A 9,299-nucleotide genomic window follows, 5' to 3' on the forward strand; every position below is an offset into this window, starting at 1 on the left:
CGCCGCGCGCCGCCACGAGCCGCGCCAGCACCGGGGCCACGAGCAGCATCATCAGCACCCGCAGGACCTGCACGGCGACGACGAACGTGGCGTCCGCCCCCGACGAGATCGCCGTGGCGAGCACCGCGAACACCCCACCGGGTGTGGTTGCGAGGTAGCCCTCCAGGAGGGTCGTCCCGGTGAGGTGCGAGAGCACGACGCCGAGCCCGGCGCACAACGCGATGATCACTCCGATGAGTACCGTCGCCCACGGCAGCAGCGCCAGCACACCGCGCAGGCTCTCCCGGGTGAACCGGATCCCGGCCGCCCATCCGATCACCGCGTACGCGGGCTCGACCACGAGCTCGGGCGGCACCGCGCCCGCGGCCCACCCGGCCACCGCGAAGCCCACCGCCACGATCATCGGCCCGAGCAGCGCCCCTGCCGGCATCCGGGTGAGGAGCCCGAGTGGGACGCCGACCGCGCAGCACGCCACCGTGACGCCCAGCCCGACCCACCACGGCGGACCGGCGACCTCCGGCAGCCCGGCTCCCGCGGTGGCGCTCGCGCCGTAGAGCAGGACAGCGACGACCGGCATCGCCGCGGTGATCAGGCCGACCCGCAGGTACTGGACGACCGCGACGACCCGGTCGTCCCCGCCCAGCTCCCGGCTGATCGCCACGAGTCCGGATGCGCCGCCAGCGGTGAGGGCGAGCATGCCGGTGAGCGGCGTGACGCCGCGGACCAGCCCCAGCGCGAGGCCCGCACCCATGCTGACCAGCAGAGTCGCGACACTCACGAGCAGGACCGGCAGCCAGCTCGCGCCCAGCCCCGCGAGCGTCTCCGGACGCGCGGTCAGCCCGATGACGACGCCGATGACGGCCTGCGCGGCGACCATCCCTCCGCGCGGCACGTCGCCGGGAGCGCGGCCGGCGAGCGCGAGGGCCGTCCCGGCGGCGAGGCCTGCGAAGAGCGACGGCGACGGCACCCCGAGAAGGCCCAGCGCGACGGAACCGGCGGCGGTGAGGAGCACGAGGAGCGCCCACCGGCTACCGACCGTCATCCCTCGATCCTGCGCCGCCGGTGCCGTCCCCCGCACGGGGGACCCGGTCACACCCCGCTTCGCGGCGCGGACCGGGCGACGGGAGCGGGGAACGCCGTTATTGCCGGCGGCGCAGCAGCCGGCCCGCGAGCCGGTTCACCGCGTGGACGGTGTCGAAGACTCCGTCCGCGGTGCGGTCGTGCACCGCCCTGACCGTCCGGGCGGGCGGCACCCCGTCGAGCAGGTCGAACGGGATCGCGGAGATGGTCCGGTGCACCTCGCGCACGCCCGTGGTGCCGACGGCGACCGCCTCCTCGAGGCCCGCCGACAGGTCCGACAGGTCCGACAGGTCGGCCAGATCCGACAGCGCCGTGGGCGGCAGCGGCTCGGGCGCGAGCACCGTGACGTCCGCCCGGACGCCCTGCGCGGCCAGCTGTGCGGCCAGCTGCTCGGCGGCACGCCCGGCGACCTCGCGGCCGACGCGTCGTGGCAGCAGGGCGCCGAAGCGGCGCGCGGCCCACGACTCGCGGGCGGCGAGCTCCTGCGCGTTGAGGATCTCGACGAGGATCGGCGGGGTGATCGCCCCCGACGCGGCCTCCCGCAGCTCGGGGCGCTCGACGGCGGCCTCGGCGACGCGGGTCTCGAACGCCGCCATCCGCTCCCGGTGTGCCCGCCACCGCAGCAGCAGGACCGCACCGGCGGCCAGCTCCAGCAGGAGCAGCACGGTCAGAGCGATGCTCATGCGGCCGATGGTAGGGCGAACCACCGGTAACAGAGCTTCATCGCACGAGCGCCGCGGCCAGTTCGTTGAGGTGCTCCTCGATCGCGGTGTACCCACTGACCTGCACCGATGCCGCATCGGCCGGGTCCGTGGGGGAGAGCCCGCGTGCGTTCTCCCACACGTCCGGCATCCCGTCCGCGTCCGTGTCGACGGGTGTCGCGGCGGGGGTCAGGCCGGCCAGGAGATCGGTGGTGGTGCCGTAGGGGATCCCCCAGCGGCCCGTCCCCTCCATCGTCTGGGTGACGGCCTGCGTGGTGACGGCGTCCCGCGGGAACGCCCCGGCGCCCGCGAGCACGGCCGTCCAGGCTTCCTGCGCCGTCGTGGCCGTGACGGGTGCGTGGAGGTCGCCGGTGAACGCCGGCGCGCTGGTGGTGCGGTTCGACGCCGGCGTCTCCTGCTCCAGGTCGCAGGTCGCCCACGGGTCGTCGGTGGGGCCCGCCGTGCAGTGGCCGGTGCCCTCGTAGACGTTGCCGTCGAGGTAGTAGGACAGCGTCGCGAAGTCCGAGGCCTCCGGGGCGTCGAAGTAGAACGACGCACCGTCGACCGACGGGCCGTCCTTGTAGTGGTTGCCGATGAACGCGAACGGCCCGGACGCCGGGTTGTTGTGCACGAAGCCGCGCATCATGTCGTAGACGACGTTGTTGACCACCTCGGCGGGGCCGTTCGCGATCGCCGGGGTGCGGTTGCGGTTGTGGGCGAACAGGTTGTGGTGGACGCTCACCCGCGCCCCGTCCGGGCCGTTGACGAGGCCGTACACCTGCCCCTCGGTCTCGCCCTCCGGCGCGACATCGGCGGGGAACTCGATCGCCGACCACTGCACGGTCGCGTCCGTGGCCTCGTAGAGGTCCACCGTCTCGTCCGCGCCGCCGGAGACCGAGACGTGGTCGAGGATGAACCGCTGCGCCCGCGAGAACTGGATCGCGTCGAACTGGGCGGCGTCCGTGCCGTCGTAGACCGGCCGCACGCGCAGGTGCCGCACGACGATGTTGGACGGCGCGTCGGAGTAGTCGGTGAAGAGCTGCCCGCGGATCGTGATGCCGGCCCCGGGTGCGGACTGGCCGGCGATGGTGAGATCGCCCTCGGTGATCGTGAGCTGCACGTTCGCACCGGACGCGTCGGCGATCACCCCGCTCACGGCGAACACGACGATCCGCGGGCCCGGGGTGTCGAGCGCCTCCTGCAGGCTCCCCGGGCCGGTCGTGTCCAGCGTCGTCACGGTGATCACCTTGCCGCCCCGCCCGCCGGTGGCCCGCGCCCCGAAACCCTCGGCGCCGGGGAAGGCGAGCACCCCGGACGCGTCCGCGGGAGCGGCGACCGGGGGCGCGCCGCCCACCCGCGTGACGCCCTTCGGCTCGGTACCGACCGCTGCGCACGCGGTGATCGAGGCGGACAGGAGCAGGGCGGCGATCGGCAGCGCGGTGCGGGCCACGGCGCATCGTGGCAGGCCGGGGTGCGTCCCGGGAAGGCCGGGAAGGCTCAGCCGTGGTGCGCGGCGATGTGCGCGGCGAGCTCGTCCGCGCCGAAGTCGCCACCGGGGTCGCGCCACACCGAGTGAGCGTGGTTCACCCCGCGCTGGGTGTTGTCGTACTCCACCAGCAGCTTGGGCCCCTGCAACCGGTAGTAGTGCGGCTCCCCGGGCTCGAACGAGCCCGCCCACGCGACGTGGACGGCGTCGAGCGCCGCGTCGTCGTACACGGGAGCGAGGCCGTCGGGGACCCGCCCCAGGTAGGTGGCGAGCACGGCACGCAGCATCTCCCGTTGGCCCGCGTCCAGCGCGTCGCCCGGCAGCCCCTTGGGCGCCGACGTCAGCGCCATCGTCCGGTGGTCGGCGGCGTCGAGGCCGCTGCCGTCCTCGATAGCGTCGCTGAACCGGACCAGCGCGGCCCACTCGGACGGCTCCGGGAAGGGCGCACGCCAGACCTCCGCGAGGCGCAGCAGCTCGTCCCCGTCGCCCACGCGGGAACGGTTCCCGCCGATGATGTCCGACGGCGCCCTGTCGAGCAGCAGTGCGCGGGCGGCCGCTTCCGCGTCGAGGGAGCGCACCAGCTCGCGAGCCAGGTCCTCGACCTGCCCCACCGGGCGCAGCGTCGCCCCGCCGAGCAGCGGCGACGTCGCCGGGTCGGCACCGAGGAACAGGGGCGTCGTCGACCGGACGGCCCCGTCCACGACCAGGACGTTCACCGACACGTGATGCCCGCCGAACCGGTAGCCCCAGGCCCCGGTGGCGCCGGGCTCGCCGAACACGCGCAGGTAGTACAGCCCCGGGTCGCGCTTGCGCTCGCGGGCGAAACCCGGCCCGAAGCCCTCGGTGTGGGACAGGACGTTCTCCAGCCCCATCACCGTGGCGACCGTGACGAAGCCCGGCGTGGAGAGCCCGGACGCCACCAGCTTCAGCGCGCGGTCCTGCTGCGCGGGCGACTGCGCGTGCATCGTGAGGCCACCGTGGTCGGTGGGCGTGTAGAACCAGCGCAGCCGCTCGACCTCGGCGTCCGTGCCGGGAGCGCCCAACTGGGCGATGCCACGTCGGACGTCGTCGAGGACGTCGAGCCAGTCGTGGGCCGCGTCGGCCATCCGTTCCGCCACCTCACGGGCGACCGTGTCGTGACGGGGATCCCGGGACGGCGCGGTACCGGCCGTCGTGGCGTCGGTGCTCACCCACGGCACCCTACGCCGGTCACGCCACCCCGCCGGGCCCGAAGCGGCCGATGCGGATCTCGCAGTCGATCGTCGTGGCGTCCAGGCCGGTGAGGTCTGCGATGAGGGAGCGTGCGGCGTCCTCGGCGTCGGCCATCGTCGTCACGGTCGTGGCGGCCTCGATCTCCGGCACGTACAGCGTCAACCTGCGGTCGGCGGGCCACAGCACGACCTCGAAGCTCCGCCGCTGCGCCACGCCCCGACGATAGGCCGACCCCGGGTGCGGTGGTGCCGCTTTCCGGCTCAGCCGCAGGGCTCGGCGAGGGTGCAGGTCCGGGTGCCCTCCGGGTCCCCGGTGCCGTCGGGCTCAGCGGCGTCGGCGTCCGTTCCGCCGGTGCCGTCGCCCGGTGAGCCGCCGTCCACTGAGGGCTCGCTCCCGAACTCCTCGGGCGCCAGCTCGGTGCTGGACGTGCCCGCCTCCGGCGGCAGCGGCTGCCCGTCGGGACCCCAGGGGCCCGGGTCGGTCGGCGGGGTCGGTGGGGTGGGCGGCTCGGCCCCACCCGGGGGCAGCTGTGAGGGCGCCTCGCCGATCGGCTCGAACGCCGGGAACCGCTCCACCGGCAGGGCCTCCAGCGCCTCGCGCATGAACTCCCGCCACACGTCGCCCGGCACCGTCTTGCCGCTGATCGGCGACCCTTTGGCGGTGCGGATGGGATCGTTCATGTCGGTGCCGATCCACACCGACGTCGACAGCGACGGGGTGAAGCCCGCCATCCAGGCGTCGTTGTTGTCGCCGTCGAACCGGGACTGCACGGTTCCGGTCTTCGCCGCGACCGGACGGCCGCCGGGCAGTGCGAGCCCGTCGCGGCGGGCGACGTCCAGCATCGCCTCGACGACGTTGCGCGCCACCTGCTCGGGGAACCGCCGCTCGCCCTCGCCCGACGCCTCGTAGAGCACGCGGTCGTCGAAGGTGACGACCTTCTGCACGATGTGCGGCTGGTGCCAGACCCCGCCGGCGGCGATCGTCGCGTACGCCGAGGCCAGCTCCAGCGCGCTGACCTCCTTGTTGCCCAGCGCGATGCCCTCGGTCGGGTTGTCGAGCGGCGCGGTGATCCCGGCGGCACGGGCCGCGGCCGCCACGTTCTCGGCGCCGACCTTGCGGGCCAGCGTGTTGAAAACGACGTTGTTCGACACCGTCATCGCCTGCTTGAGATCGCAGCGGGCACAGTCCGCGCCCTCGGCGTTGCGCAGCCCCGGGATCTCCTTGCCGTCGAACACCTCACCGAGCCCGACCGGCGGGTCCTGCTGCAGCGCGGCGAGCACCACGAACGGCTTGAACGTGGACCCCGCGAGGCGGCGCACCCTGGCGTAGTCCAGCCCCAGCCCGTTCGGGCCGCCGTAGTAGGCGCGGATCGCGCCCGTCCCGGGCTCGACCGCGACGACCGCGCTGCGCAGGTTGCGCGGCTGGCCCGCGAGGTTGCCCTGGGCGGCGGCGACGGCCTGCTCCTGGCGGTGCGGATCGATGGTCGTGGTGATCCGCAGCCCCTGCTGCGCGATGTCCTGCTCGGAGATGCCCAGCCCGGCCAGTTCCGCGGTGACGGCGTTGATGATGTGACCGCGGTTGTCCGCGGGCGTCCCGGTCCCGCCCTTCTTGCGCGCCACCGTCGGCGGGAACTCCGCGGACGCGCGGTCCAGGGGGCTCATCCAGCCCTCGGAGACCATCCCGTCCAGCACGAAGTTCCAGCGCTGCACGGCCCGCTCCGGGCTGACCGCGGGATCCCAGCGCGACGGCGACTGGATCAGCCCCGCGAGCAGCGCACCCTCGGCGGGCGAGAGCTCGCCGACCGGCTTGCCGAAGTAGGCCTGGGAAGCGGCCTGGATGCCGTAGGCGCCGCGGCCGAAGTAGATCGCGTTGAGGTAGCCGGCGAGGATCTCGTCCTTGGTGCGCTCCTGGGAGATCTTGACCGCGAGCACGATCTCCTTGTACTTGCGCCAGAGCGTGGCGTCGTCACCGACCAGGGTCTTCTTGACCAGCTGCTGCGTGATCGTCGAGCCACCGCCGACGCCCCCGGTGGCCTGCTTGTACACCGCGCGTGCGATGCCGGTGAGGTCGAAGCCGGGATTGGTGTAGAAGCTGCGGTCCTCGGCGGCGAGCACGGCGTGGCGCACGTGCTCGGGGACCGCCGAGAGCGGCACCTTGATCCGGTTGCCCTGCTCCTCGACCAGCCGCCCGACCTGCGTGCCGTCGGCGTAGGAGACGAGCGTGACCTGGTTGTTCACCGCGGCGTCCGGGTCGGGGACGGCGAAGAGCAGGTAGCCGATCCCGAAGGCGAGCACCGGCGCGAGCAGAGCCACGGCGAGCGAGCCGAGCACCGCACGCGTGACGAGGCGGCGTCGGCGCCCACGCGCGTCGGCCGGGCTGGAGGGGGCCGCCCGGCGCCGTCGTGCGGGACGGGGCGGTACGGGGGTGGTGGCCTCGTCGAGGCGGGGCATCACCTCGGTCTCGGCGGTGATCTCCGCGGCCCGGTGGCGCTTCGGCCCGTCCTCCGCGCGCCGCTTCGGGGTCTGCCACCAGCTGACCCCGCCCGGCGACGTCCCGCAACGCCGGGTGCGCTGTGCGGGAAGGCTCGGGGGAACGGGGCGGCGACGGGAACGCGGTGTCTGCGAGGTGGGGCTCGACACCGCAGTCCGCCTCCCTGGTGCTTCGTCCTCGTCCGGTGCGTCGTCCGATCGGCGATCGACCGGCGTCCGATCGATGCAGTGGCAGGGATCGGCTCAGCGACGTCAACCGGCCCAACGCCGCGGTCCGGGTGAGGTTGTGCCCGATCGAGGGAGATCACCTGTTGAGACCAGTGACACGCCGGAGCCGACCGCCGGGACCGGGGCCGATGACGGAGAGTGTTCGGATGCGTACGGGTTGACGGGGCGGCCGTCCACAGGTGAGGCTTACCTACAATGAGCGCGCTGCGTGTGGTGGTGTTCGGGTACATGAGCTGGGGACACCGCGTCCTCGACGCGGTGCTGGCCGCGGGTCACGAGGTGCCGATCGTGGTCACGCACCCGGACTCGGACAACCCGTACGAGACCTTCTTCAACGACTCCGTCGCTGCGCTCGCCGCGACGCACGCGATCCCGGTCCTCGTCCGGGAACGGGCCGGCGACGCCGAGGTGATCGACCGCATCCGTGCCGCGGCACCGGATGTCACCGTGGTGTCGAACTGGCGGACCTGGCTCGCGCCCGAGGTCTTCACGATCCCGCGCCTGGGCACCCTCAACCTGCACGACTCGCTGCTGCCCGCCTACGCGGGCTTCGCCCCGCTCAACTGGGCGCTGATCAACGGCGAGCCCGAGGTGGGCGTCACCGCGCACATGATGGACGCCGAGTTCGACGCCGGCGAGATCGTCCTGCAGCGCTCCACCCCGGTCACCGACGACGACACCGTCGTCGACCTGCTCGAACGCACCGCGGCCATGTTCGGCCCGCTCACCGTCGAGGCGCTGGAGCTGCTCGCGTCCGGCCGCACCGACTGGACACCCCAGGACCGCAGCAGGGCCACCTACTTCCACCGCCGCAGCGACGCCGACAACCGCATCGACTGGACGTGGCCGGCGCGCGACATCGCGAACCTCGTCCGCGCCCAGGTCGACCCGTACCCCAACGCGTGGTGCCTGCACGAGGGGCGCCGACTGCGGATCGCCGCCGCGGGGGTCACGGATGCGCCGTACGGCGGGACCCCCGGCCGCGTGTTCGTCCGGGACGGCAAGGGTGGGGTCGTGATCGTGGCGGGCGCGGACGCCCGCCGCGGGCGCAACCCGGGCCTGGTCGTGCGCCGCGTGCGCACGGACGACGGGCAGGAGCTGTCGGGCGACGAGTACTTCCGCCGGCTCGGGGGTTACCTGACCTGAGGACGCTTCGTCCACCGCGTCCCGTCGCGTGTTGCGGTGGGCGGCCCGTCCGGTTCCGGTCGCGCCGCCTGCCGCTCGGGTTGTTTCGGGCCGGGCGGGGCGGGTGGCTCTCGTGGGGATGGCCTTCTGGGGGTGGCCCTTCTGGGGTGGGCCTTTCGCTCCGCCGGCAGCTGTCGGGGCGGCGGGTGGTGGCCTGCGCGGCGCGGGTGGTCGGCCTGGGTGGCGGTGCGTGCTGGCGGGCGTCGGAGGTTTGGCGCGCTTCGCAGGGGGTTGGTGCGGTTCGCAGGGGCTGCAGCATCTGCGAGGCGGGTGCGGGGTCTGCGAAGGCGGGTGCAGGGGTCTGCGAGGCGGGTGCGAGCTCTGCGAGGACGGGTGCTCAGCCGCCGCGGTGGGCGGGTCTGCGAAGCCGGGTGCCGGGGTCTGCGAGGCGGGTGCAGGATCTGCGAAGCCGGGTGCCGGGTCTGCGAGGACGGGTGCCGGGTCTGCGAGGACGGGTACCGGGGTCCGCGAGGCGGGTGCGAGGTCTGCGGAGCTGGGCGCTGAGCCGCCGCGGTGGCCTGCGCGGTGGGTGGTAGTGGGCGGGGTCTGCGAGGCGGTGCCCGGGGTCGGGCTGATCCGGCCCGCTGGTGTGCCGGGTCGGGTCTCGGAGCGCTCTGGCTCCCCGGGGGACCAAACCGCGGTTGTCCGGGCCGCCCTGGCGCGGTCTTCGCAGGGGGTTGGCGTGGTTCGCAGGGGCTGCAGCATCTGCGATGCGGGTGCGGGATCTGCGAAGCCGGATGCCGGGGTCTGCGAGGCGGGTGCAGGATCTGCGAGGACGGGTACCCGCGTCAGGAGCCTGTCAAGTTGTCTGTGTAAGTCGATCTCGGGTCGTCAGATCAGGTAGGGCTGGAGTCGGTCGGGGTAGGTCAGGGCGAGGGCGCCGAGCGCTGCGCGCCAGCCTTGGACGACGGCGCCTTC

7 protein-coding genes are annotated in these 9,299 nt (G+C 73.8%); 1 reads left to right on the forward strand and 6 read right to left on the reverse strand.

All coding sequences use genetic code 11. From position 1 onward, the window contains the following. The 6 genes from AB7J25_RS28725 to AB7J25_RS28750 form a co-directional block, all read right to left on the reverse strand. On the reverse strand, positions 1-1,042 hold a 1,042-nt coding region (locus AB7J25_RS28725; protein WP_428514171.1), incomplete at its 3' end, for an AbrB family transcriptional regulator. A gap of 97 nt (positions 1,043-1,139) precedes the next feature. Further along, complete coding sequence (locus AB7J25_RS28730; protein ID WP_428514173.1) at positions 1,140-1,763, reverse strand: hypothetical protein; 624 nt, start codon at positions 1,761-1,763, stop codon at positions 1,140-1,142. A 37-nt stretch (positions 1,764-1,800) separates the two neighbouring features. Then, positions 1,801-3,231: a hypothetical protein gene (locus AB7J25_RS28735; protein WP_428514175.1), complete on the reverse strand. Its 1,431-nt coding sequence runs from the start codon at positions 3,229-3,231 to the stop codon at positions 1,801-1,803. 47 nt (positions 3,232-3,278) lie between these two features. Then, positions 3,279-4,457: a DUF3500 domain-containing protein gene (locus AB7J25_RS28740; protein ID WP_428514177.1), complete on the reverse strand. Its 1,179-nt coding sequence runs from the start codon at positions 4,455-4,457 to the stop codon at positions 3,279-3,281. Positions 4,458-4,476: 19 nt separating this feature from the next. Beyond that, entirely contained in the window at positions 4,477-4,692 is a 216-nt protein-coding gene (locus AB7J25_RS28745; RefSeq protein ID WP_428514179.1) for a hypothetical protein, read from the reverse strand. 47 nt (positions 4,693-4,739) lie between these two features. After that, positions 4,740-7,118, reverse strand: coding sequence for a transglycosylase domain-containing protein (locus AB7J25_RS28750; protein ID WP_428514181.1), 2,379 nt, complete (start codon positions 7,116-7,118; stop codon positions 4,740-4,742). Positions 7,119-7,400: 282 nt separating this feature from the next. On the opposite strand from AB7J25_RS28750, the gene AB7J25_RS28755 reads away from it, so the two are divergent. Beyond that, positions 7,401-8,342, forward strand: coding sequence for a methionyl-tRNA formyltransferase (locus AB7J25_RS28755; RefSeq protein WP_428514183.1), 942 nt, complete (start codon positions 7,401-7,403; stop codon positions 8,340-8,342). Positions 8,343-9,299: the final 957 nt, after the last annotated feature.

This window comes from Pseudonocardia sp. (genome assembly GCF_050246655.1).
Taxonomy (GTDB): domain Bacteria; phylum Actinomycetota; class Actinomycetes; order Mycobacteriales; family Pseudonocardiaceae; genus Pseudonocardia.